This is a genomic window from Dechloromonas sp. ARDL1, assembly GCF_051122455.1.
Classification (GTDB): domain Bacteria; phylum Pseudomonadota; class Gammaproteobacteria; order Burkholderiales; family Rhodocyclaceae; genus Azonexus.
In genome coordinates, this window is the sequence record NZ_CP168939.1 from 3,755,945 (window position 1) to 3,778,272 (window position 22,328).

At 62.8% G+C, this 22,328-nt stretch carries 21 protein-coding genes and 1 riboswitch; of the genes, 13 read left to right on the plus strand and 8 right to left on the minus strand.

The annotated features are described in order from the left end of the window. Positions 1 to 271: 271 nt before the first annotated feature. From AB6Q56_RS18560 to AB6Q56_RS18570, 3 genes are all read right to left on the minus strand, one after another. Positions 272 to 1,398, minus strand: a protein-coding gene (locus AB6Q56_RS18560; RefSeq protein WP_374755713.1) for an IS3 family transposase whose coding sequence is annotated in 2 segments (ribosomal slippage) — positions 272 to 1,140 and positions 1,140 to 1,398 — 1,128 coding nt in all. Because the reading frame shifts where the segments join, the coding sequence is not laid out codon by codon here. Between the two features lie 139 nt (positions 1,399 to 1,537). Next, positions 1,538 to 2,632: an IS5 family transposase gene (locus AB6Q56_RS18565; RefSeq protein ID WP_046535740.1), complete on the minus strand. Its 1,095-nt coding sequence runs from the start codon at positions 2,630 to 2,632 to the stop codon at positions 1,538 to 1,540. 329 nt (positions 2,633 to 2,961) lie between these two features. Further along, positions 2,962 to 4,082, minus strand: a protein-coding gene (locus AB6Q56_RS18570) for an IS3 family transposase (protein ID WP_434517116.1) whose coding sequence is annotated in 2 segments (ribosomal slippage) — positions 2,962 to 3,833 and positions 3,833 to 4,082 — 1,122 coding nt in all. Because the reading frame shifts where the segments join, the coding sequence is not laid out codon by codon here. Positions 4,083 to 4,949: 867 nt separating this feature from the next. Here AB6Q56_RS18570 and AB6Q56_RS18575 point away from each other — a divergent pair. Together AB6Q56_RS18575 and AB6Q56_RS18580 are read left to right on the plus strand one after the other, a co-directional pair. Beyond that, positions 4,950 to 5,540 (plus strand): ATP-binding protein, encoded by a 591-nt coding sequence (locus AB6Q56_RS18575; RefSeq protein WP_434514519.1) that lies wholly within the window; start codon positions 4,950 to 4,952, stop codon positions 5,538 to 5,540. Continuing rightward, positions 5,533 to 6,735, plus strand: coding sequence for a multidrug effflux MFS transporter (locus tag AB6Q56_RS18580; RefSeq protein ID WP_434514520.1), 1,203 nt, complete (start codon positions 5,533 to 5,535; stop codon positions 6,733 to 6,735). Before AB6Q56_RS18575 ends, AB6Q56_RS18580 begins: the two co-directional genes overlap by 8 nt. On the opposite strand, the gene AB6Q56_RS18585 is transcribed toward AB6Q56_RS18580, so the two are convergent. Then, entirely contained in the window at positions 6,715 to 7,107 is a 393-nt protein-coding gene (locus AB6Q56_RS18585; protein ID WP_434514521.1) for a rhodanese-like domain-containing protein, read from the minus strand. The two genes, AB6Q56_RS18580 and AB6Q56_RS18585, sit on opposite strands and share 21 nt — an antisense overlap. A gap of 89 nt (positions 7,108 to 7,196) precedes the next feature. Here AB6Q56_RS18585 and bamE point away from each other — a divergent pair, with 89 nt between their 5' ends. The 3 genes from bamE (at position 7,197) to murB (ending at position 12,625) form a co-directional block, all read left to right on the plus strand. After that, entirely contained in the window at positions 7,197 to 7,691 is a 495-nt protein-coding gene (gene bamE, locus AB6Q56_RS18590) for an outer membrane protein assembly factor BamE domain-containing protein (protein WP_434514522.1), read from the plus strand. Positions 7,692 to 7,786: 95 nt separating this feature from the next. Then, positions 7,787 to 7,858, plus strand: a riboswitch (S-adenosyl-L-homocysteine riboswitch). 94 nt (positions 7,859 to 7,952) lie between these two features. After that, positions 7,953 to 11,615, plus strand: a complete 3,663-nt coding sequence (gene metH, locus AB6Q56_RS18595) for a methionine synthase (RefSeq protein ID WP_434514523.1) — start codon at positions 7,953 to 7,955, stop codon at positions 11,613 to 11,615. Next, positions 11,612 to 12,625, plus strand: a complete 1,014-nt coding sequence (gene murB / locus AB6Q56_RS18600) for a UDP-N-acetylmuramate dehydrogenase (protein ID WP_434514524.1) — start codon at positions 11,612 to 11,614, stop codon at positions 12,623 to 12,625. Before metH ends, murB begins: the two co-directional genes overlap by 4 nt. A gap of 3 nt (positions 12,626 to 12,628) precedes the next feature. Here murB and AB6Q56_RS18605 read toward each other — a convergent pair whose 3' ends face one another. After that, on the minus strand, positions 12,629 to 13,324 hold the full coding sequence (locus tag AB6Q56_RS18605) for an N-acetylmuramoyl-L-alanine amidase family protein (protein ID WP_434514525.1): 696 nt from the start codon (positions 13,322 to 13,324) through the stop codon (positions 12,629 to 12,631). Positions 13,325 to 13,379: 55 nt separating this feature from the next. On the opposite strand from AB6Q56_RS18605, the gene AB6Q56_RS18610 reads away from it, so the two are divergent. The 4 genes from AB6Q56_RS18610 (at position 13,380) to AB6Q56_RS18625 (ending at position 15,161) form a co-directional block, all read left to right on the plus strand. Then, positions 13,380 to 13,748 (plus strand): c-type cytochrome, encoded by a 369-nt coding sequence (locus tag AB6Q56_RS18610; protein WP_434514526.1) that lies wholly within the window; start codon positions 13,380 to 13,382, stop codon positions 13,746 to 13,748. 1 nt (position 13,749) lies between these two features. Continuing rightward, positions 13,750 to 14,112 carry a cupin domain-containing protein gene (locus AB6Q56_RS18615; protein ID WP_434514527.1) on the plus strand — a complete coding sequence of 121 codons (363 nt, stop codon included), beginning with the start codon at positions 13,750 to 13,752 and terminating at the stop codon, positions 14,110 to 14,112. A 34-nt stretch (positions 14,113 to 14,146) separates the two neighbouring features. Next, positions 14,147 to 14,716, plus strand: coding sequence for a hypothetical protein (locus tag AB6Q56_RS18620; protein ID WP_434514528.1), 570 nt, complete (start codon positions 14,147 to 14,149; stop codon positions 14,714 to 14,716). 67 nt (positions 14,717 to 14,783) lie between these two features. Then, complete coding sequence (locus AB6Q56_RS18625) at positions 14,784 to 15,161, plus strand: Hpt domain-containing protein (protein ID WP_434514529.1); 378 nt, start codon at positions 14,784 to 14,786, stop codon at positions 15,159 to 15,161. Positions 15,162 to 15,167: 6 nt separating this feature from the next. Here AB6Q56_RS18625 and AB6Q56_RS18630 read toward each other — a convergent pair whose 3' ends face one another. Beyond that, a complete protein-coding gene (locus AB6Q56_RS18630; protein ID WP_434514530.1) occupies positions 15,168 to 15,497 on the minus strand; it encodes a DUF1840 domain-containing protein in 330 nt (109 codons plus the stop codon). 82 nt (positions 15,498 to 15,579) lie between these two features. On the opposite strand from AB6Q56_RS18630, the gene AB6Q56_RS18635 reads away from it, so the two are divergent. The 4 genes from AB6Q56_RS18635 to AB6Q56_RS18650 all read left to right on the plus strand — a co-directional run bounded on the left by AB6Q56_RS18635 (position 15,580) and on the right by AB6Q56_RS18650 (position 19,118). After that, a complete protein-coding gene (locus AB6Q56_RS18635) occupies positions 15,580 to 16,230 on the plus strand; it encodes a hypothetical protein (protein ID WP_434514531.1) in 651 nt (216 codons plus the stop codon). After that, on the plus strand, positions 16,230 to 17,123 hold the full coding sequence (locus tag AB6Q56_RS18640) for an ROK family protein (RefSeq protein ID WP_434514532.1): 894 nt from the start codon (positions 16,230 to 16,232) through the stop codon (positions 17,121 to 17,123). The genes AB6Q56_RS18635 and AB6Q56_RS18640 overlap by 1 nt, the downstream gene beginning before the upstream one ends. Before the next feature lie 70 nt (positions 17,124 to 17,193). Next, on the plus strand, positions 17,194 to 17,904 hold the full coding sequence (locus tag AB6Q56_RS18645; protein ID WP_434514533.1) for an MOSC domain-containing protein: 711 nt from the start codon (positions 17,194 to 17,196) through the stop codon (positions 17,902 to 17,904). Beyond that, positions 17,901 to 19,118, plus strand: coding sequence for an MFS transporter (locus tag AB6Q56_RS18650; RefSeq protein WP_434514534.1), 1,218 nt, complete (start codon positions 17,901 to 17,903; stop codon positions 19,116 to 19,118). Before AB6Q56_RS18645 ends, AB6Q56_RS18650 begins: the two co-directional genes overlap by 4 nt. Here AB6Q56_RS18650 and AB6Q56_RS18655 read toward each other — a convergent pair. Both AB6Q56_RS18655 and AB6Q56_RS18660 read right to left on the minus strand, forming a co-directional pair. Next, positions 19,062 to 20,045, minus strand: coding sequence for a hypothetical protein (locus AB6Q56_RS18655; RefSeq protein WP_434514535.1), 984 nt, complete (start codon positions 20,043 to 20,045; stop codon positions 19,062 to 19,064). The genes AB6Q56_RS18650 and AB6Q56_RS18655 overlap by 57 nt on opposite strands. Before the next feature lie 51 nt (positions 20,046 to 20,096). Next, complete coding sequence (locus AB6Q56_RS18660) at positions 20,097 to 22,079, minus strand: primosomal protein N' (protein WP_434517178.1); 1,983 nt, start codon at positions 22,077 to 22,079, stop codon at positions 20,097 to 20,099. Between the last annotated feature and the right edge of the window lie 249 nt (positions 22,080 to 22,328).

Here is a 22,328-nt window from a genome sequence, read left to right on the forward strand (position 1 = left end):
CTTTCTGGAAACCGCTACGGCCGCTTTGGGTCGGGACACGACTATCTGCTTTTCGAGTTCGCCGCCGGAAAGCGCTCGTTGAGGTTTCGCTTCCGGAAAGGAGTCATACGTCCCTTCCCACATCCGGCATAGCCTTCAATTCCTCTGCGAACGAGTCTTCGCCTATCGGAACAGACTGCTCGTACAGCAACTCAGGGGCGATGTCGGCGCCCAGAGGTGGCCCCGCGCAGTTGGACAGAAATTTGGTTTTCTTAAGTGAGTTCTCTGCGGGTTAAGCCGCTGCGGCGAGCAGCGGCTGGTTGAAGTAAGCCGTATCCGGGGTTTGCCCGTCAAGCGTTGAGTGCGGGCGACGACGATTGTAAAAATCGAAGTAGCGGGCCAGCGCCTGTCGGACCTCGGAAACGGTGTCGTAGCCGTGCAGGTAAATCTCCTCGTACTTGACCGATTTCCAGAGGCGTTCGACGAATACGTTATCGCGCCAGCAGCCCTTGCCATCCATGCTGACCTGAATGCTGTGCTCCTGAAGCAAGCCAATGAAGGCCGAACTGGTGAATTGGCTGCCCTGGTCTGTGTTCATGATTTCCGGTCGGCCATACTTCATGATGGCCTCTTCCAGAGCATCGACGCAGGGATCAGCCGTCAGGCTGTTCGACAGGCGCCAACTCAGCACCCGACGGGTTGCCCAATCAAGCACCGCGCTCAGATAGACGAAGCCCCGGCGCATCGGGATGTAGGTCGTATCCATGGCCCAGACCTGATTCGGACGCTCGATGGCAAGGCCGCGCAGCAGGTAGGGATAGATGCGGTGTGCCTGGTTGCGCCGACTGGTGTTGGCCTTGCGGTAGATGGCCTGGATATCGAGCTTCTTCATCAGCGTACCGACATGTTTGCGACCGATTTCATGGCCTTCGAGCTTGAGCATATCGCGCAACATCCGCGCACCGGCAAAGGGATGCTCCAGGTGCAGTTCATCAATCCGCCGCATCAGCATCAAATCGATTTCGGATGTGGGCTGCGGCTGGTAATAGACAGAAGAACGCGAAAGCTCAAGTAACTGGACTTGCCTGACGACAGGCAGATCGTGGGCCTTGTCGATCATCGTTTTGCGCTCGCATCGCCGATGCGACCGAGCGCGACGGCCAAAAAATCAATCTCCAACGCCTGCTGGCCTATCTTTGCATGCAAATCCTTCAGGTCCGGCGTGGCCGCCTGCTTCTCGGCAGCCGTCGCAAAGACACCCGAGGCGTTCTCGAGCAATTGTGTCTTCCATTGCGTAATCTGATTCGGATGAACGTCAAACTTCTCTGCTAACGCAGCCAGCGTCTCATCGCCCTTGAGGGCGGCAATCGCCACTTTGGCCTTGAAGGCGGCTGTGTGGTTACGGCGGGGTCTTCTCATTGCTTCTGCTCCTAGCAGGCTGCTGAAATACCGCCCTGCAACTGCAGACGGTGGCATGGAACGGAGTCGTTTTTCGTAAGGCGAAGCGGATTTTCGGTCGTTCGCACGTGTTTTACAGGGATTCCGAGGTGTTTTCCTATCATATTGCCCCCAGCGGACGGATTGCTCCCAAGGAGCGCATGCGCGTCAGGTTGTAGGCGGCCATGGTCAGCACGAACAACTGATCGACCTTCTCCAGTCCGCGCACCATCACCTGGCGTATCGGCCCAATGAACTTGGCCCAGCCGAATCCCTGTTCGATGAGTTTGCGCTTTTGCTGGGAGATCGCGTAACCGTCACTGCCGGCAATGTCGTCCGGCACGGCAGAACGGCGATGGCTGGTGTTCTGCGCCACATGGGGAATGACATTCAGTTCGATGAGTGCCGCAATGAATTCCTGGGCATCGTAGCCCTTGTCCGCGCCGAGGGTGATTTCAGCCGTTTCGCCGGCGACTTGGCGGGCATCGGCGATCAGGGCCTTGGCAACTTCCCGCTCGGCATAGCCATCGGCCGTGGTCACGACCGCACTGGCAATGAGTCCGTGGCGGTTGTCGCTCAAGGTGTGTCCCATGTAGCGCAACTCACTGGCGGTATTGCCCTTGCGGTACAGTCGGGCATCCGGGTCGGTACGTGAGGCGTGGGTGTCATTGCTGCGTGACTGGCCCTTGAAATTGCCGCCGCCTTCATCATCTCCGCCGTCCTTGCGCAGGAAACTCTTGTGTCCCGCCCAAGCCTGGATGAGCGTGCCGTCGACACTGAAATGTTCGCCTGATAGCCAGTTCTGCTTCTCGGCAATGGCCAGTACCGCATTGAAGAGTTCGATCACGGCATCGTGGGCAATCAGGCGTTCGCGATTCTTGGTGAAGACGGTGGGCACCCAGACTGCATCGTCCATCGATAGGCCGATGAACCAGCGAAAGAGCAGGTTGTACTGGGTCTGCTCCATCAATTGCCGTTCCGAGCGAATGCTGTAGAAGATTTGCAGCAGCATGGCACGCAGGAGTTTCTCCGGGGCAATGCTGGGGCGACCGCCTTTGACGTCGGCGGCATACATGCCGCTGAGCAGGGGTTCGATATCCTTGAGCGCCCGATTCACCATCGCCCGGATCGGCCGCAACGGGTGCTGCGCCGGCACAAAGTCGTCCAGGCGACGCATCGTAAACAAACTCTCGGTGAAGGTGTCGGCTCCGCGCATGATCCGCTTTGTGCTCTCGGTAATCTCGGTGAATCTCTATAACGATCAAACCCGCTGTTTCGTCGACAGGATGGGGAAGTATTTCAGCAGCCTGCTAGGCAGGCGATTTCCATCGCCCATTGAAGCAGAGATTTCACTTAACTCGATGTCCGGATTCGCGGAACCACCTCTGACAGCCGCTTCCGAGGGAACGTCTCTTCGTCGTACCAGGAAATCACGATGTAAACCGAGATGCAGTCAATTCGGATGCGCAAACTACGCTGGTCGCACTGAGGTGCCCCCGGTTTTAGTGCCAAGGGCGTTTTAGTAAAAGTCCTTGGGTTGTACCGTTAAAGACATTCTTCGGCGGCTGGCTGGGCAGAGGTGGTTGCCCGATGCTCGGCCGCGAACTCTGCCGGGGTTTGATAATTCAATGCGCTGTGCGGCCGATGCTGGTTGTAGTCCCGGCGCCAGGCGGCGATCAGGATACGAGCCTGTGGCAAGCTCGTAAACCAATAGTCATTCAGGCACTCATCTCGGAAGCGTCCGTTGAAGCTCTCGATGAACGCGTTCTGCGTGGGTTTCCCGGCCTGGATCAGTTTGAGCTGAACGCCATGCTGGCAGGCCCACTGGTCGAGCGCTTTGCCGGTAAATTCTGGTCCCTGGTCAGTTCGAATGGCCTTGGGGTAGCCCCGGAAGCGAGCCGCCTGATCAAGAACACGCGTAACGTAATGGCCTGAAATGCCGAAGTCGACCGCGAGATCGATGGCCTCCTTGCTGAAATCATCGACGATGGTCAGCACCTTGATCCGGCGGCCATTGGCCAGCGCGTCACTGACAAAATCCATCGACCAAACTTGGTTGGGCTCGGTAGGGCGTTCCAGTGCCTGCCGCTCAACAGCCACACCATGTCGCTTTTTGCGGCGCCGAACTGACAGACCGGCATCACTGTAGAGCCGATAAATCCGTTTGTGATTGGCTCGAACGCCCTCTCGCCGAACCAGCGCATGCAAGCGGCGATAGCCGAACCGGCGGCGCTCGCCGGCCAGTTCGACCAGCCTGGCTTGCAACTGCTCGTTCTCCGGCTGCGCCTTCGATACGTAATGCAGGACCGTGCGTGACAAACCCACCAGCTGGCAGGCACGGCGTTGGGAAATTGCTGTCGCTTTCCGCATCACCATGACTGACTCACGCTTTTGCTGGGGGCTCAGCGCTTTCGGCCCAAGGCCGCTTTGAGAGCTTCGGCATCAAGGATCGATTCGGCCAGTAGGCGTTTGAGCTTGGCGTTCTCGGCTTCCAGTTCCTTCAGGCGCTTCGCATCCGGAACTGACATGCCGCCGAATTTCGCCCGCCAGTTGTAGAACGAGGCGTCACTGAAGCCGTGTTGCCGGCACAGTTCCTTGATCGCCACGCCGGCTTCCGCCTGCTGCAAAAAACCGATGATCTGCTCTTCTGAAAACCGCTTCTTCAAGTCCATTCTCCTTCTCGAAAACGGACTTTACTAAATTGCCGGTGGCACTGATTACGGGGGGCACCTCAGTTCGACCAGATTCACGCGTTCACCGTCGAGTTCGAAGAAGCTGCGGGTAAAGACTACTCTCCAAAACCTATCCAAAAAAGAAGCTAGCGGCTAAACGACCCACGAAAAAGTAGCTCAACCATCTTCGTGATCAAACTACCGCGCTTCGCTTGCTTCCTGGCTTGTTTGGCTTCGCCAGCCCAAGCCCAAGCTCTGTTCTTTCTACCCCCTGTAAAATAGAAGCTAACAACCAAGGCAAGGCACGAGCAGTGAACCGTAGGGGATTATTAGAAAGGCGGAGGAGAATTGGAGTATCCCAGTCTACAAACTTACCAGTTTCTTGAGTCTCAAACTGCGCCTCGCTTTTGTTACCACGCGGTCAGTTGGGTAACATTCTTTGTAATGGCATCAGACAACTTCACGCTTGGAATCCAAAATGACCTGAATTTCCATCAGCATGGAAAGCCTCAGCGATCCATCCTGGCTATGGATTTGTGGACAATTCGCCTACGGCGAACCGGGGAGCTTGCCGTGGATAACCCAGCGGGTTATCCACCGCGCCCCCCGTTACCCACAGCCTCCACAGCCCAATCCCGCAGCCTGCCGTGGAAAACGCTTCGCGTTTCCCACCGCGCTGCGGCCGAAACATGCATAGATAAATCCCCTAAAGCAAAACATCTTCAACGCGCTCGTGTTACTCGCCACCGCCAAATGCTCGTAAAACCCATGGAGTTGTCAGTGTGCGGTAAAGTACGAGGGCCAGACCAACCTCTTCCGAGTTTTGGACAACATTTCACGAATTCTGGTACAAAAAGCAAAATGCCGGAATTCGACCGCAAGGTGCTCGAAACCCTGCGCGAGCCGCTCGAAACCGGGCGCGTCCACATTGCCCGCGCTGCCCGTCACGCCGAATTTCCGGCCGAATTCCAGCTGATCGCGGCAATGAATCCGTGCCCCTGTGGTTTTTTGGGACACGGCAACAACAAATGCCGCTGTACCCCGGACCAGATCGCCCGCTATCGCGGCAAGCTGTCCGGACCCTTCCTCGACCGCATCGACCTGATCATCGAAGTGCCGGCGCTGCCTGCCGACGCGCTGGCCGACAAGGCCGACGGGGAATCGTCCGCCGTCGTTCGCGCCAGGGTCGAAGCCGCCCTGGCCCGGCAGACCGCCCGCCAGGCCAAACCCAACGCCCGCCTCGACACACGGGAAATCGACAGCTGCTGCCAGCCGGATGAAGCGGGCAGCAAACTGCTCAAGCAGGCCACGGCGCAACTCGACCTGTCGGCCCGCGCCTGGCACCGTATCCTCAAAGTCGCCCGGACCATTGCCGACCTTGCCGGCAGCGACGATATCCGCGCAGCGCACGTCGCCGAGGCCATCCAGTACCGGCGTTTCGCGCGTGGCTGACGAAAACCGGCGCAGCACCCGGAGCATCGCCACGCTGCTGGCGTCGCTGTCGGCACTCGGCCCCTTTTCCATCGACACCTATCTGCCCTCCTTCCACGAGATCGGCGAAAAGCTGCACGCCACCCCGCTGGAGGTGCAGCAGACGTTGTCGGCCTACCTGTTCTCCTTCGCCTTGATGACGCTGTGGCACGGCGCGATCTCCGACCGCTTCGGGCGACGCAAGGTGATCCTGGTGGCCGTCGGCCTGTTCGCCATCGCCTCGGCTGGCTGCATGCTGGCCACGCGCATCGAGCACCTGTGGTTCTGGCGGGCCATGCAAGGGATTACCGCCGGCGCCGGGATCGTGATCAGCCGGGCCATCGTCCGCGACCTGTTCGACGGCGCCGAGGCCCAGAAGCTGATGTCGCAGATCACCATGATGTTCGCGCTGGCTCCGGCCATCGCACCGGTCATCGGCGGCTGGCTGCAAACCCTGTTCGGCTGGCGCTCGGTATTCGCCTTCCTCGTCCTCGCCACCGGTGCCCTGTGGCTGGCCTGCTGGAAGCTGATGCCGGAAACGCTGCCGCCGGACAAGCGCCAGTCGCTGCGCCCGACCTATCTGGCGACCACCTACTGGAAGGTCATGACCTCGCCGGCTTTCCTCACCGCCTGCGCTGCGCTGGCACTCAATTTTGCCGGTTTCTTCCTCTATATCCTGTCGGCGCCGGTTTTCCTGATGACTCACCTCGGTGTTCCGGAAACCGGCTTTCTCTGGCTCTTTGGGCCGGCCATGGCCGGGTTGATCGGCGGCTCATGGCTCTCCGGCCGTCTCGCCGGCAAGGTTTCGCTGCCGCGCAGCATCGCCCTGGGCTACGCGCTGATGGGCAGCGCCGCCGGAACCAATCTGCTGCTCAACGTCTCCGTCCCGCCGGGGTTGCCGTGGAGCGTCCTGCCCATTTTCGGCTACACGCTGGGCATGTCGCTGGCCATGCCCTGCCTGAGTATCTTCGCGCTCGACCCTTTCCCTGCCCAGCGCGGACTGGCCGCTTCGTGCCAGACCTTCTTCCAGTCCGGCTTCAACGGCATCACCGCGGCACTGATCGCCCCGGCCCTGTGGGGTTCGACGCTGACGCTGTCGCTCGGCATGGCCGGCCTGATGCTGATCGGCGGCAGCGCCGCCCTGCTGCACCAGCGGTTACGTCTGGTACCACGGTAGGCCGCGAAAACGCCAGCCGCCCAGCGTGCCGCGATGGTAGTTCTCGTCGAGCGGGCCTTCGAACCCTTCGAGCACGTTGATCACCTGCGTAAACCCGGCCGCTTCCAGCGCCTGCCCGGCATCGACCGAACGATTGCCGCTGCGGCAGATGAGCAGGACCGGGCGCGCCAGATCACCTTTCACCACCCGTGCCACCTTGGCGGCAAACTGCGGGTCGATTTCCCAATCCGGCCCCTCTTGCCAGGCTACATGCTCGGCCCCGACAGGAAAGCCGACATACAGGAACTCGGTTTCCGCCCGGCAGTCGATCAAGACGGCTTGCGCGTCTTGCTGGAGAAATTCGTAGGCGGATCGGGGATCGAGGTGCTGCATCGGCATATCCGAAAATTAGGGAGGATGGATATTATGAAAGAGAGCCCGCCAAGGCGTAAACTTGCCTTTCCTCATCGACCGGAGTTCGCATGAAACTGCCTGCCTGGATATCCGCCGCCGCCTCGGCCGTCATCGCCGCGGCCCTGCCGGCCTGCGACTTCGTCAATCTTCAGGAGATCAAGCCGGGCGTCACGACGCAGGCCGAGGTCCGCGCGCGCATGGGCGAGCCCGGCTTCATCCACTGGAACGACGACGGCACGGCAACCTGGGAATACGCCCGCCAGCCGAACGGCAGCAGTTGCTACATGATCACCTTCGGCCAGGATCACGTCGTCGCCAAGGTCGAACAGGTACTCAACGATGCCAATTACGCCAAGGTGCGCGTCGGCATGAGCAAGGACGATATCCGCCGCCTGCTCGGCGCGCCGGGCAGCAAGCAGACCTTCAACAACCTGCGCGAGGAAATCTGGGAGTGGCGCATCGAAGGCATGCCGCCGATGGACGAAACCTACTTCATGGTGCATTTCGACATCGACAACGGCGGGGTCAAAAAAACCTCGAAACGCGTCGCAGTAAAAGGCTAGGGACGTTTTCCCGTTATCGGCGGGACGGCGGAGAAAAAAACGCCCCCAAAATCAAGACCCTTGGCAGTCCGACCTACCCCCTGTAAACTAGCGCCTCTGCCGAGGAGCGCTGCGACCCTTCCATTCAAGGGGCCAGGCTCGGCAACGATCAACGGCGCTCGCAAACCCCTAGCTTCTCCTAGTCCCGGTTTGTGGCGCCGTTTGCTATTGCGGCGTCCCCGGTGCGAATTCTGGTAACAAACCGCTTTGCCGAGGTGATCCATGCAGCCCGATCGTACGTCCGAACTCTCCACCCTGCTCCAGCAACGCCTGCTCGTCCTCGACGGTGCCATGGGCACGATGATCCAGCGCCACGGCCTGCAGGAAGCGGACTACCGGGGCACGCGCTTTGCCGATCACGCGCACGATCTCAAGGGTAACAACGACCTGCTGGTGCTGACGCGCCCCGACATCATCGCCGGCATCCACCGCGAATATCTCGAAGCTGGCGCCGACATCCTCGAAACCTGCACTTTCAATTCGACCGCGGTATCGCAGGCCGACTACAAGCTGGAGAGCCTGGTCTACGAACTGAACAAGGAAGGCGCCGCACTCGCCCGCCGCCTGTGCGACGAATTCACTGCCGCCAACCCGGCCAAGCCGCGCTTCGTCGCCGGCGTGCTCGGCCCGACCAGCCGCACGGCGTCGATCTCGCCGGACGTGAACGACCCCGGCTACCGCAACGTCAGCTTCGACGAACTGGTCGCCGACTACGTCGAAGCGATCACCGGGCTGGTCGACGGCGGCGTCGACATCCTGCTCGTCGAAACCGTCTTCGACACGCTGAACGCCAAGGCGGCGCTGTTCGCCATCGAGCAATTCTTCGATGCCGCCGGTCGCCGCTGGCCGGTGATGATTTCCGGCACCATCACCGATGCCTCCGGCCGCACCCTGTCCGGCCAGACCGCCGAGGCGTTCTGGAATTCGCTGCGCCACGTCCGGCCGCTGAGTTTCGGCCTGAACTGCGCGCTCGGTGCCAAGGAACTGCGCCAGTACGTCGAGGAACTGTCCCGCGTCTGTGACTGCTACGTCTCGGCCCACCCCAACGCCGGCCTGCCCAACGCTTTCGGCGGCTACGACGAAACGGCCGACATGCTGGCCGACGAAATCGAAAGCTGGGCCAAGAGCGGCATCGTCAACATCGTCGGCGGCTGCTGCGGCACCTCGCCGGAACACATCGCCGCCATCGCCCGCCGCGTCGCGCCGGTCACCCCGCGCACCCTGCCCAGCATCGAGCCGGCGCTGCGCCTGTCCGGCCTGGAAGCCTTCAACGTCACCCACAACTCGCTATACGTCAACGTCGGCGAACGCACCAACGTCACCGGCTCCAAGGCCTTCGCCCGGATGATCCTCGAAGGCCGCTTCGATGATGCGCTGGCTGTCGCCCGCCAGCAGGTGGAAAACGGCGCGCAGGTCATCGACATCAACATGGACGAGGCGATGCTCGACTCGATCGCCGCCATGGACAAGTTCCTCAAGCTGATCGCCTCGGAACCGGACATCTCCCGCGTGCCAATCATGATCGACTCGTCGAAGTGGGAAGTCATCGAAGCCGGCCTGAAGTGCATCCAGGGCAAGGGCATCGTCAATTCGATCTCGATGAAGGAAGGCGAAGCCAAATTCCTCGAACAGGCCAAGCTGGCCCGTCGCTACGGCGCGGCCGTGATCGTCATGGCCTTCGACGAGAAGGGCCAGGCCGACACCTACGCCCGCAAGATCGAGATTTGTGGCAAGGCGTACGAACTGCTGACCGGCATGGGTTTCCCGGCCGAAGACATCATCTTCGACCCGAACATCTTTGCTATCGCCACCGGCATTCCCGAGCACGACAACTACGCCGTCGATTTCATCGAGGCCACCCGCTGGATCAAGGACAACCTGCCGCACGCCCACATTTCCGGCGGCGTCTCCAACGTCTCGTTCTCGTTCCGCGGCAATGACCCGGTACGCGAGGCGATCCACACCGTCTTCCTCTACCACGCCATCCAGAACGGCATGACCATGGGCATCGTCAATGCCGGCATGCTCGGCGTGTACGACGACCTGGAGCCGGAACTGCGCGCCAAGGTCGAGGACGTGGTGCTCAATCGCCACCCCGGCGCCGGCGAGGCACTGGTCGATTTCGCCCAGACCGTCAAGGAAGGCAAGAGCAAGGACAGCGGCCCGGATCTGTCATGGCGCGAGCAATCGGTCGAAAAACGCCTGGAACACGCGCTGATCAAGGGCATCACCGACTTCGTCGTGGCCGATACCGAGGAGGTTCGCGCCAAGCTGGAGAGCGAAGGCAAGCCGCCGCTCGCCGTCATCGAAGGCCCGCTGATGGCCGGCATGAACCACGTCGGCGACCTGTTCGGCGCCGGCAAGATGTTCCTGCCGCAAGTGGTCAAATCGGCCCGCGTCATGAAGCAGGCGGTCGCCCACCTGCTGCCCTTCATCGAAGCCGAGAAATCCCGCACCGGCCTGGGCAGCAAGGGCAAGATCCTGATGGCCACGGTCAAGGGCGACGTGCACGACATCGGCAAGAACATCGTCGGCGTCGTGCTCGGCTGCAACGGCTACGACGTGGTCGACCTTGGCGTCATGGTCAGCTGCGACAACATCCTGAAGGCGGCGCTCGAACATCGCGTCGACATCATCGGCCTGTCCGGCCTGATCACCCCGTCGCTGGAAGAAATGGCGCACGTCGCCAGCGAGATGAAACGCCAGGGCATGAGCCAGCCGCTGCTCATCGGCGGCGCGACGACCAGCCGCGCCCACACCGCGATCAAGATCGCCACCAACACCGACAGCCCGGTGGTTTACGTGCCGGACGCCTCGCGCGCCGTCGGCGTCGCCACCAAGCTGCTGTCGGCCGAGCAGAAGGCCGGCTACGTCGCCGAAATCGCCGCCGAATACGAAACCGTGCGCGCCGAACATGCCGGCCGCAAGGGCGCCACGCTGGTGACGCTGGCCGAAGCGCGCGCCAATCGTTTTGTTTCCGGCGCGGATTTCACCCCGCTCGCCCCCAGGGAACTGGGCTTGCAGACGCTCAACCTCGACCTCGACACGCTGTCGCTGTTCATCGACTGGTCACCCTTCTTCCAGAGCTGGGACCTGGCCGGCCGCTACCCGGCCATCCTCAACAACGAGACGGTCGGTGAAACCGCCCGCCAGTTGTTTGCCGACGCCAAGGACATGCTGGGCAAGATCATCAGCGAGGAATGGCTGACCGCCCGCGCTGTCTTCGGGCTGTACCCGGCACGCGGCGACAATGAAGACGTGATCATCTACGCCGACGAGTCCCGCACGCAGGAAATCGCCCGTTGGGTAGGCCTGCGCCAGCAGCACAAGCAACCGCAAGGACGTTTCAACGTCGCGCTGGCCGATTATGTCGGCGAGAACGACTATGTCGGGGCCTTCGCCGTTACCGCCGGCCTGGGTATCGACGCCAGGGTCGCCGAGTTCGAGGCGGCCAACGACGACTACTCGGCAATCATGCTCAAGGCCCTGGCCGACCGGCTGGCCGAGGCCGCCGCCGAGTGGCTGCACATGCGCGTGCGCACCCACTACTGGGGCTATGCCGCCGACGAAGCGCTCGACAACGACGCGCTGATTGCCGAGGAATACCAGGGCATCCGCCCCGCCCCCGGCTACGCGGCCTGCCCGGATCACACCGCCAAGCGCGACCTGTTCGCCCTGCTCGACGCGCCGGCCAACGCCGGCATGGGCCTCACCGAATCCTGCGCCATGACCCCGGCGGCGGCCGTTTCCGGCTTCTACATCGGCCACCCGGCAGCCAGCTACTTCGCCATCCCCAAGATCGGCCGCGACCAGCTTGAAGACTGGGCCACGCGCAAAGGCCTGTCGATCAAGGATGCCGAATACTGGCTGGCGCCCTTGTTGTGATCCTGCACAGCCAGCGCGAACTCGGGCCGCTCAACACCCTGGCCCTGCCCGGCCGGGCGGCCCGCTTCGCCCGCATCGATAGCGCCGAGGCCTTGCGCGACCCGCAGCTCAGTGAGGGGCCGCGCTTCATCCTCGGTGGCGGCAGCAATCTGGTGCTGACCGGCGACATCGACCGTTTGGTGCTCCACATGGCGATTTCCGGCAGACGGCTGATCGGGGAGGATACCGAGGCCGTCTATATCGAGGCTGGCGCCGGCGAGAACTGGCACGATTTCGTGCAATGGACGCTGGCTCAAGGCTGGCCGGGACTGGAAAACCTGTCGTTGATCCCGGGCACGGTCGGTGCCGCACCGATCCAGAACATCGGCGCCTACGGCCTCGAAGTCGGCGAACGCCTGCATTCGGTGACCGCCTGGGATTTCGACAAGCAGGCCGACGTCAATTTCAGCCGCGATGACTGCCGCTTCGCCTATCGCGACAGCCTGTTCAAGCAGGAAGGCTGGCACCTGAGCGGGCGCATGGCGATTACCTCGGTCCGCTTCCGGCTGCCCAAAGCCTGGCAGCCCAACTGCCGTTACGCCGACGTCGCGCAGGAGCTGGCCGCCCGCGGCATCGGCGACCCGACGGCACGCGATATCGCCGATGCCGTCATCGCCGTTCGCCGGCGCAAGCTGCCCGATCCCGCCCACATTCCGAATGCCGGGAGTTTTTTCCACAACCCGGTGCTCGATGCCGCCCAGGCGGACGTGCTGAAGCGTGCCCATCCCGGCCTGCCCTGCTACCCGCAGTCCGACGGCCACGTCAAGTTGGCCGCCGGCTGGCTGATCGAACAGGCCGGCTGGAAAGGCCGCTCGCTCGGCCCGGTCGGCATGTATGAGAAACAGGCGCTGGTGCTGGTCAATCACGGCGGCGCCACCGGCGGCGATGTCAGGCGGACCATGGCCGCCGTGCAGGCGTCCGTCAGGGAAAAATTCGGCGTCGCACTGACCCCGGAGCCGATCTTCCTCTGACCGCTATTCTGCCGACTGGACGTAAAGGCAGGCGGCAATCCCGGTCGCCACGGCATCGGCCATGCGCGCCTGGCGCACGGGGTCGAGCAATTCCAGTTCCTCGTCGCGATGCTTGATCACCCCGGCCTCGAACAGCACGGCGGGCAATGTGGTCCGATAGAGCACGACCAGATTGTCGTAGTACCAGACGCCGTTTTCGGCATCGGCCGGAACATGCTTGCGGGCGTGCCATGTCGAGGGCTCGAAGCCGGCGCGGCGCATCATCGCGCCGATGGTGGAAGCGCAACGCAGGCTGGTCGCCAAGTCCGGATTCTGTGCCGACACGAAGATGCCGTAGCCGCGCTTGACCTCGGTATAGCGCTGCGGCTTGCCCTCCCACTCCCAGTCGAGCAGCCAGGCTTCGCCGATCGAGTCGTGGTGGATGGAAATGAAGAAATCGCTGCCCTCGGCAGCCTGCGGCCGGGCGTGCAGGCTGCCGATCCGGCCGTCGAAATTAACCTCCCGAACGCCGACCGCACGCTGGCGAAGGGTCTGCGCCAGGAGGCCGGCGAAATCCTGGTTGAATGCGAACTCCGTGCGTCCCCGGGCACTGATCGCGCCGCTATCCACCACGCCGTGTCCGACATCGACGGCCACCAGCGGCGCGGCGACAGCGATCGACGAAAGGGCCAGGACGACAAGCGACAGGATGGTTTTCATGCACGAATTATCGCGGCAAATTAACATGTCGCCTCTATCTGCTGAAAGGAAAGCAATGCGCCCGACCTTGTTGCTGCTGGCTACGCTGTCACTGCCGGCATTCGCCGCCGAAATGACGGGCGCCGAGGTGTATGAGAGCACTTGCCAGGAATGCCACGGCAGCGGCAAGCACCGAGCCCCGGTATTCGGCGATGCGAAACGCTGGGGCAAGCTGGTCCGTGAAGGATTGAACGACCTGGTGCCGAGCGCGCTGGCCGGCATGCGCAAGATGCCCGCCAAAGGGGGCAACCCAGCCTTGAGCGACGCCGAGGTCGCCCGGGCGGTCATCTACATGGCCAACGCCGGCGGTGGCCGCTTCGACGAACCCAGTGAGGCCGACATTACCCGCTGGCGCAAGAAAGCCGACAAACGAACGAAAAAATGACATGCCGAAACTGACTATCTTCTCCGGCCGCACACCCGAGCCCACCTACGACCATCCCCGTCCGGATCGACTGGTCAGCGGGAATCCGCGACGCACCACCTGGGAACACTTCATGAGCGCCAACGGCGACCTTTCCGCCGGTATCTGGGCATGCGAGCCCGGCGCCTGGAACATTGCCTTCGCACCCGGCAAGGACGAGTTCTTCTGCGTGATCGAAGGCCGGCTTCGCATTTCCGATAGCGAGGGAAATGCCGCCGAGTTCGGGCCGGGAGATGCCTGCGTCATTCCATCCGGATTCACCGGAACCTTCGAAGTCCTTGAATCGGTTCGCAAACACTATGTGTTGATGGATCGGCCCGCGTGAATTGCGTTATAGTTTGCCGACGCAAGGGGGAAAAATGACAAAAGAAACAAAGCAGCCGCAAGGTACCAGTGCCCACATGCCGGACCTCAACTGGAGCCAGGTCCGGGAAACCGTATTGATGCTCGAATTGGCCGCCGTACAGATCGAATCGGCGATGAAGGACAGCAATGCCTCGGTCGAGGTATTGACCGATTCGTTCACGACCATGGCCAACTACATGGGAAAGATCGCCGCTACCGTCGACACGCTTCCCGACGAAGGCGAAGTCGGCATCGCCAAGCAGAGCCTGAGTGGCGTTTCCGAACACGTTGCGGGCATGGTGCATCAAGCCATCATCGCCTTTCAGTTCTACGACAAACTGGTTCAGCGCCTGGCGCATGTCGGCCTCAGCCTCGGCGACCTCAGCGACCTGGTCTCCGATCCGCGCCGCCTGTTCAATCCCGGCGAGTGGGTTGGGCTGCAGGACAAGATCAAGACCAAATACACGACCCGCGAGGAAATCGCCATGTTCGACGCTGTCATGCAAGGGGTACCCGTCCATGAAGCAGTAGAGAAGTTCATGGCCGACATGAAAGACAAGAGCGACGACATCGAGCTCTTCTAGTTAATCCACGCGCAATCCCGTCAGATGCGGACCCGCTCCGCAAGACAACCGCAGGAGGCCTCCCCCAATGACAGAAGCCATCGACGCACTGCCGGACCTGCCGGGTATCGACAAGGCCGCGGGCTTGCGACGCCTGATGAACAAGCCGAAGCTGTACGAGAAAGTCCTGTGCGATTTTCACGCCCGCTTCCGCAATGAAACGCAGACACTGCGTGCCGTCATCGACAGCGGCGACCTGGCCACCGCCGAACGGATGGCCCACAGCGCCAAGGGGCTGGCCGGAACGATCGGCGCCGGCGGCCTGCAGGAAATTGCCCGCCTTCTGGAATTCGCCCTGCATGACAGCGATCCGCTGTGGGAGGATTATTTCAGCAGCTTCGAACAGGAGCTCGGCCAGGTGCTTACCGGCATCGCCCAAGGCTTCGGGATCGTTGACGACAACTGACGCCGCTCAGAACGCGGCGGGAGCCTCCCAGACGATATTGGCCTTGCGACCGCCCTTCGCTGTCCGTTCCAGCATGTCGATCAACGGCCAGGCGCGCTGACCCAGCGCAACGACCGGCTCTTTTTTTCTACCATCGGCGTCAACCTCATCCTCTTGGGGAGGCGCCTCCGCCCGACTCACCGCCTCACGCAGCGTGTGTGCGGCAGCCAGCATTTCATCGGGCAGAAAAGCCCCCTTGGCCTTTGTTTCCTTGCCAAGTACCTGCAGCAAGCTCCTGGCCGCTTCGGCGAACATCAGAATTTCGCCGGTTTCGCTGGAGATGAAGCGAACCAACATGATTTTTCCTTTCGATCGATAACTTGCCCGTTGTCACCTGAACCAGCATTCGGGTAAATTGAAACGGAGGGAGACGACAACCATGACGGTACATATTAACGCCAATCCCTGGGACAACGGGAACGACGAGCTGGAGCGCTTCGCGCTGGAAGAATGCGTGAAGCGCCAACGTATCGATCATCGTGTCTCCACCCTCATCGTTTCCGACAAGCGCTGCGAACTGGCGCCCAAACTGGCCAACCTCGGCGCCCAGGTGCTCGTTGTTGACCATCCGGCATGTCAGCAGGAAATCGAAGGCCGCATCCTCGCCTCCGGCTTCGGCGACCAGATTTCCTTTCTGGCCTCGGAACTGAATGCGCTACCCGAGGTTTTCCCGGGCCAACCCTTCGACATGATCATCGTCCGTCGCGGCCTGTGCGGCCTGCCCTACGAGGAAGCCCGGAAAACCGTCCGCCGCCTGCTTCTGCAATTACGCATCGGCGGCAAGCTCTACGTGTCAGTTCTCGGACTGCACTCCGAGCTGGGCGAGGACTATGCCGGAAGCGACGAACGGATCGAGCGGCGCTTTGCATCGCTGGCCAGCCCCCTTGCCGACAAATACGGCATCCGCCATCCGGTCTGCCTGTACACCGAGCGCAACCTGTTCATGCTGCTGCTCGACGCGGGCGCCAGCGTCCTGCGCACGCTGACCACCACCCACGGCAGCATCAAGGGCGTCGCCGTCCGCGTCTGATGCGCCTGGGAATCGACCTCGGCGGCACGAAGATCGAGATCATCGCCCTCGACGAACAGGGTAGCGAACTGCTGCGCCGACGCGTCTACACGCCGCAAGGCGACTATCTCGGCACGGTGATGGCCGTGGCCGGGCTGGTGGAGGCGGCCGAAGACGAACTGGGACGGCGAGGGAGCGTCGGCATCGGCATACCGGGTGCCGAATCGCTGGCCACGGGCCTGATCAAGAACGCCAACTCGACCTGCCTGATCGGCAAGCCCCTGCGCCGCGACCTGCAGGCCCTGCTCCAGCGCGAGGTGCGCCTGGCCAACGATGCCAACTGCTTTGCCCTGTCGGAGGCTATCGACGGCAGCGGCCGCGACGCCGCGACCGTGTTTGGTGTCATTCTCGGCACCGGCGTCGGCGGCGGTATCGTGGTGCAGCAGCAGGTATTGGTCGGGGCCAATGCCATCGCCGGCGAGTGGGGACACAATCCCCTGCCCGGCCTGGATGAGCGGGACCTTCCCGCACCCGAGTGCTATTGCGGACGCCAGGGTTGCGTCGAGGCCTACCTTTCCGGCCCCGCGCTGAGCGCCGACCATGCCCGGCATACCGGCACCCAGCTCGATGCCGCGACGATCGCCCGGCGCGCCGCCCAGGACGATGCGGCCTGCTTGGCAACGCTGGAGCGTTATGAAAAACGCCTCGCCCGGGCCCTGGCCGGGGTGATCAACATCCTTGATCCCGAGGTCATCGTCTTCGGTGGCGGCCTTTCCAACATGCAGCGCCTCTATCGCAACCTGCCCGAACGCTGTGCGCCGCATGTTTTTTCCGATACCTTCGCCACCCGCTTCCTGCCGCCCACGCACGGCGATTCGTCCGGTGTTCGCGGCGCGGCCTGGCTGTGGCACTGACCACGCCGGCAGCCCCTCCCGGCAAGGGTTTTCCTGTGCTTACATTTGCCGGACGGGATGGCAAAATCGCATGATGAAGGCAAATATCTCCCTCTTTGTCGGCGGCATTCGCCCCTTGCCCGAGTCCGGACGGCCGACCGGCATGTACAAGCAGGCCGTCGTCGCCCCGATCGAACTCGGCCCTGAAGGCTTCATTGGCGACCAGCAGGCCGACCAGCGGGTACATGGCGGACCCGACAAGGCCGTACACCTTTATCCCGCCGCGCATTACGCCAAACTGGCCGCCCGCTTTCCGGAAATTGCCGGGCAGCTGGTCGTCGGCAGCATCGGTGAAAATATCTCGACCGGCGATCTCGACGAAAACGATGTCCGTCTCGGCGATATCTGGCAACTCGGCTCGGCCCGCCTGCAAGTCTGCCAGCCGCGCAGCCCGTGCTGGAAAATCGACGAGCGCTACGCCTGCGACGGCATGGCGCAATTCATTGCCGAACAACGGCTGACCGGATGGTACTGGCGGGTCGTCACCCCCGGTGTCGTCAGCCCCGGCGACGCCCTGCTCCTGGAACAGAGCGACCCGGCAGCCTTCTCCCTGGCCGAAGCCATGCGCCTTTGGCAGGAACATCGTCCGCCGCTGGCCGCGATGGAAAGGCTTTTTGCCACGCCGGGCATCGCCGATAATTGGCGGCAAAAAATCGCCAACCGGCTCACCTGGCTGCGCAAGCATGCAGACCAGACGCCACCGCCCGTCACGACATTCCACGCGAAACCGGAGAATCCGTGAGCAATCCCCCGCATCAGGCCAACTGGCTCAGGCTTTTCCTGCCTTTTGCCGCCGGCTACTTCCTTTCCTACCTGTTCCGCACGGTCAATGCCGTCATCGGCCCTGTCCTGGCACGCGAACTCAACCTCGCCGACAATGCCCTCGGCCTGCTGACCAGCACTTATTTCCTCGCCTTCGGCGCCGCCCAGCTGCCGCTGGGCATGCTGCTCGACCGCTACGGCCCGCGTCGCGTCGAATCGGCGCTGCTGCTGCTCGCCGGCACCGGCGTCGCGGTATTTGCGATGAGCGATACGCTGGGCGGTCTGGCCATCGGTCGCGCCCTGATCGGCCTCGGCGTTTCGGCTTGCCTGATGGCCTCCTTCAAGGCCTTTGCCCTGTGGTTCCCGCCCGAACGCCAGGCCTCGCTGACCGGCTGGGTCATGGCGGCCGGCGGCCTGGGCGCGCTGGCCGCCTCCAAGCCGCTGGAAATCGCCATCGGCTTCACCAGTTGGCGCGTGATCGCCCTCGGGTTTGCCGTGGCGACGGTGATCGTCGCCGCCGTCATCTGGTTCCGCGTGCCGGACGCACACGGCGAGCACAAGGGTGCCGGCTTCGCCGAACAGCTGGCCGGCGTGAAGACGGTGTTTTCGAGCCGCCATTTCTGGCGCTACGCGCCGATGGGCCTGATGATGACCGGCGGCTTCATGGCCGTGCAGGGCCTGTGGGCCTCGCGCTGGATGATGGTGCTGGAACACATGGACCGCGCAGCCGTGGCCGTGCGCCTGACCTGGATCAGCGGCGCCATGCTGGCCGGCTTCCTGTTCATGGGCTTCTTTGCGACCGGTCTGGTCCGGCGCGGCGTCAAGCTGGAAAAGGTCTACATCGGTTCGATGGTCGCAGCGCTGATCAGCTTTGCCTTGATCAGCCTGCAGCCAGGCTTTGCCGGCGACCTGCTGTGGCCGATCCTCGGCATCTGTTTCTCGCTGTCGAACATTGCCTATTCGCTGGTTTCCCAGGCTTTCCCGCCAAGCTTGTCGGGGCGCGCCAACACCGCCTTGAACCTGCTGGTCTTCGCCGGCGCCTTCGGGCTGCAATGGGGCATCGGCGGCTTTGTGGACCTGCTGCAGGCGCAGGGTTGGGCCAGCGAGGCGGCATTCCGTGCCGCCTTCTTGTCGTTGCTAGGCGGTCAGGCGCTGGCGCTCGTCTGGCTCGTGCTCCCGCACCGCCGGACTTGAAACGGCGAGGTCGACCTGCTGCAGGTGGCCGACCTCGCCCGACTCCATCAGATAGACCCCGGCCGCGCGAATCTGCCCGAGCAATGCGTTGTCGGCTGTTTTCAGCGTAAACGGGGCATCGACCGCCCCGGTGTATAGCGCGCCGACACCGCGCTGCGCCAGCGATGTCAGGCCGTCGCCGGACCACACGGACAGCTGCCGGTAGACGGCATCGTTCTCGTCGATCCAGCCGTTGCGGTCGTCATCGAGCGTGGCCAGGTCGGCAAAGCCGTTGCCGCTGGCGACGCCGAACAGTTCGCGCCCGTCGTCGGCCTTGCCGTTGCCGTTGCGGTCGAAGACGAGAAAACCGCTGTTCTTGCCCGGCCCCGGTATCTCTTCTGCCTTGCCGTCGGCATCGAGATCGAAGCGGATGCTTTCGGCCGATAGTTCGGCGGCATTGCCGTCGAAACTGAGGATCAGCGGATCCTTCAAGGTCACGCTGCCGCTGTCGACCAGCGTCGACGTGCGCTCATAGTCACGGGCCATACGCAACGAAAAATCGAATGCAATCTGCCGGCCATCCTGCGTCCGAACACAGCCCTTGCCGCAGACATCGGTACGCTCGCTTTCCTTCACCGTCTCGACAATCCGGTTCGTCCAGGTCATTTCCCGCGTTCGCCCGGCGGGAATGGCCTCGGCCGGCAAGGATTCGCTGGCGGCAAAGTTTTCCTTGCTCTTCTTGCCGTCGAGCGCCGCCAGAATGGCGTCGACCAGGGATTGCAGCATTTTCTGCAGGCGCTTGCGCGCCTCGCCTTCGTTGTCCGCCGGCATCCCGGACAGTTGCTGGAAAACCTGCCGGAAGCCCGTCGTGCTCGTCATCTCGAGACTGCGACTGGCGCTGGCTTCATGGCTGGCCGTGAGCTGTACCGTCGATTCCACGATTTTCATGATGCGCTCCTTGCGATGGATGGGATGCCATCTCTGCAAGGGTCGTGCCGATCAGAACTCCAGCGGGTCCACCTCGATGTGCCAGCGCAGGCGGGACGGCGCCTTGAGGCCTTCGATGGCTTCGCGCCAGTGCGGCAGAAAGGCCTGCAAGGCCGGGCGGGAATGCGATTCGGCCAGGAGCTGGCCGCGTTCGAGATTGGCCAGGCGGGCCATTTTCATCGGCACCGGATCGTAGATCAGCACGTTGTCGTGCTCGGCGATCACCGGCAAGGCCGCCGCCGCTTTCAGGAAGGCAATGGCATCCGCCATGTCGGGTGCCTCGGCGCGCAGCATAGCCTGGAAGGCGTAGGGTGGAAAACCGGCCTGCTCGCGCTCGGTCAGCTGGCCGGCGGCGAACCCGGGGTAGTCGTGGGCGACCAGCGAAGCGAACAGAGGATGATCCGGATACTGCGTCTGGATCAGCACCTCGCCCTTCAGTTCGGCCCGTCCGGCCCGGCCGGCAACCTGCATCAACTGGGCGAACAGCCGCTCCGGCGCCCGGCAGTCGGCGGCGAACAAGGCCGAATCGGCACCCAGGATGCCGACCAGGGTCAGCTTGGGGAAATCGTGCCCCTTGGCCAGCATCTGCGTGCCGACCAGGATGTCGGCCTCGCCGCCGTGGATGCGTTCGAGGACGGCCTCCCACTGTTTGCGGCTCTTCACCGCATCGCGGTCGACGCGCAGGATGCGGGCCTCCGGAAACTGCTCCTGCAGCCAGCCCTCGAGGCGTTGCGTGCCGCGCCCGAAGGGGTGGATGTCCTGGTTGCCGCAGGTCGGACAGGCTTTCGGGATGCGATATTCGAAGCCGCAGTGATGGCAGCGCAAGCGCCGGTCGGCCAGGTGCAGCACCATGTTGGCCGCGCAGCGCTTGCAACGGGATACCCAGCCGCAGGGCGGACAGGCCAGAACCGGCGCATAACCCCGCCTATTGAGGAAAACGAGGCTTTGCTCGCCGCGCTCCAGTCGCGCCCGGATGGCGGCAATCAAGGGCTCGCTGACGCCTTCTTTCAACACCATGCGCCGCGTGTCGAGCACCTTCACCGTCGGCAGCGTGGCTTCCGGGTTGGCCCGCTCGCGCAGGCTCAGCATCCGGTAGCGCTTCGTCTGGGCATTCGACCATGACTCCAGCGAGGGCGTCGCCGAGCCCAGGAGAACGGGTATCTTTAATTGGTTGGCACGGAACACCGCGATATCGCGCGCCGAATAACGCATGCCGTCCTGCTGCTTGAACGAGGCGTCGTGCTCCTCGTCGACGACGATCAGACCGAGTCGCGGCATGGGCGTGAAGATCGCCAGGCGGGTGCCGAGAACGATGCTCGCCTCGCCGGAAAACGCCGCCCGCCAGTTGCGCTCGCGCGCCGCCTCGGCCAGTTCGCTGTGCAGGGAAACCACCGTTCGCTCAGGGAAGCGAGCACGCACCCGGCCTTCGAGCTGGGGTGTCAGGTTGATCTCCGGAACGAGCAGCAGTACCTGCCGGCCGGCGTTCAGCGCCTTGTCGATCAGCCGCAGGTAAACCTCGGTCTTGCCGCTGCCGGTGACGCCGTGCAGCAGGTAGGCGGCGAAGCCGGCGGCCGGGTCGACAGCGGCCACGGCCGCCGCCTGCTCGCCGGTCAGTTCGGGTGCGGCCAGCGCAGCCGGTGGCTTGGCGACTCGTCCATTGCGTCGGTCCGGCGGGTCGAGACGCTTGAGGCCAGCCGGCAACGCCTGCATGACAACCTCGCCGAACGCAGCCTGGTAGTAGGTGCTCGCAAATTCGCAAAGCCCAAGGAAATCGCGGGGCAACGGTGGCAGATCGCGAAGAATTTCGCCGGCTACCTTGAGTTGCTCGACCGGCCAGTCGCTGGCGTCGGCGACCTCCACAATGACCCCCAGCTTTTCGCCGCGCCCGAACGGCACCCGGACACGCCGGCCGATATCGTCCGAGCTGGCCGACTCGCTGACATAGTCGAAGAAGCGATGCAGCGGCAAATCGAGGGCAACGCGCAAAACAGGCATCGTTTCAGCGGCCGAAGCCGTCATTTCTCCGAAAAAACGGGCAAGTTCGATTCAAAATCGACGGCTTTTGGAGTTGTCCACAAAAACTGTGGATAACTTTGTGAATTACTTCGGGAGCCAGCAGCTAAGTCACGGTCCGGTAAGGATTTTGTCACTCTGCCGAAATATTGAGCAGAACACAAAACACTTTAAATTCAATCACTTGGCGAATACGGTAACAGTCAAGGATTTTCAGGAGGATTTTTTTGG

Coding starts and splice junctions, on each gene's coding strand:
- AB6Q56_RS18565 (WP_046535740.1), bottom strand. CDS start 2,632: ATGCGCGGAGCCGACACCTTCACCGAGAGTTTGTTTACGATGCGTCGC.
- AB6Q56_RS18575 (WP_434514519.1), top strand. CDS start 4,950: ATGCCGGAATTCGACCGCAAGGTGCTCGAAACCCTGCGCGAGCCGCTC.
- AB6Q56_RS18585 (WP_434514521.1), bottom strand. CDS start 7,107: ATGCAGCACCTCGATCCCCGATCCGCCTACGAATTTCTCCAGCAAGAC.
- bamE (WP_434514522.1), top strand. CDS start 7,197: ATGAAACTGCCTGCCTGGATATCCGCCGCCGCCTCGGCCGTCATCGCC.
- metH (WP_434514523.1), top strand. CDS start 7,953: ATGCAGCCCGATCGTACGTCCGAACTCTCCACCCTGCTCCAGCAACGC.
- AB6Q56_RS18605 (WP_434514525.1), bottom strand. CDS start 13,324: ATGAAAACCATCCTGTCGCTTGTCGTCCTGGCCCTTTCGTCGATCGCT.
- AB6Q56_RS18610 (WP_434514526.1), top strand. CDS start 13,380: ATGCGCCCGACCTTGTTGCTGCTGGCTACGCTGTCACTGCCGGCATTC.
- AB6Q56_RS18615 (WP_434514527.1), top strand. CDS start 13,750: ATGCCGAAACTGACTATCTTCTCCGGCCGCACACCCGAGCCCACCTAC.
- AB6Q56_RS18620 (WP_434514528.1), top strand. CDS start 14,147: ATGACAAAAGAAACAAAGCAGCCGCAAGGTACCAGTGCCCACATGCCG.
- AB6Q56_RS18625 (WP_434514529.1), top strand. CDS start 14,784: ATGACAGAAGCCATCGACGCACTGCCGGACCTGCCGGGTATCGACAAG.
- AB6Q56_RS18630 (WP_434514530.1), bottom strand. CDS start 15,497: ATGTTGGTTCGCTTCATCTCCAGCGAAACCGGCGAAATTCTGATGTTC.
- AB6Q56_RS18635 (WP_434514531.1), top strand. CDS start 15,580: ATGACGGTACATATTAACGCCAATCCCTGGGACAACGGGAACGACGAG.
- AB6Q56_RS18640 (WP_434514532.1), top strand. CDS start 16,230: ATGCGCCTGGGAATCGACCTCGGCGGCACGAAGATCGAGATCATCGCC.
- AB6Q56_RS18645 (WP_434514533.1), top strand. CDS start 17,194: ATGATGAAGGCAAATATCTCCCTCTTTGTCGGCGGCATTCGCCCCTTG.
- AB6Q56_RS18655 (WP_434514535.1), bottom strand. CDS start 20,045: ATGAAAATCGTGGAATCGACGGTACAGCTCACGGCCAGCCATGAAGCC.
- AB6Q56_RS18660 (WP_434517178.1), bottom strand. CDS start 22,079: ATGCCTGTTTTGCGCGTTGCCCTCGATTTGCCGCTGCATCGCTTCTTC.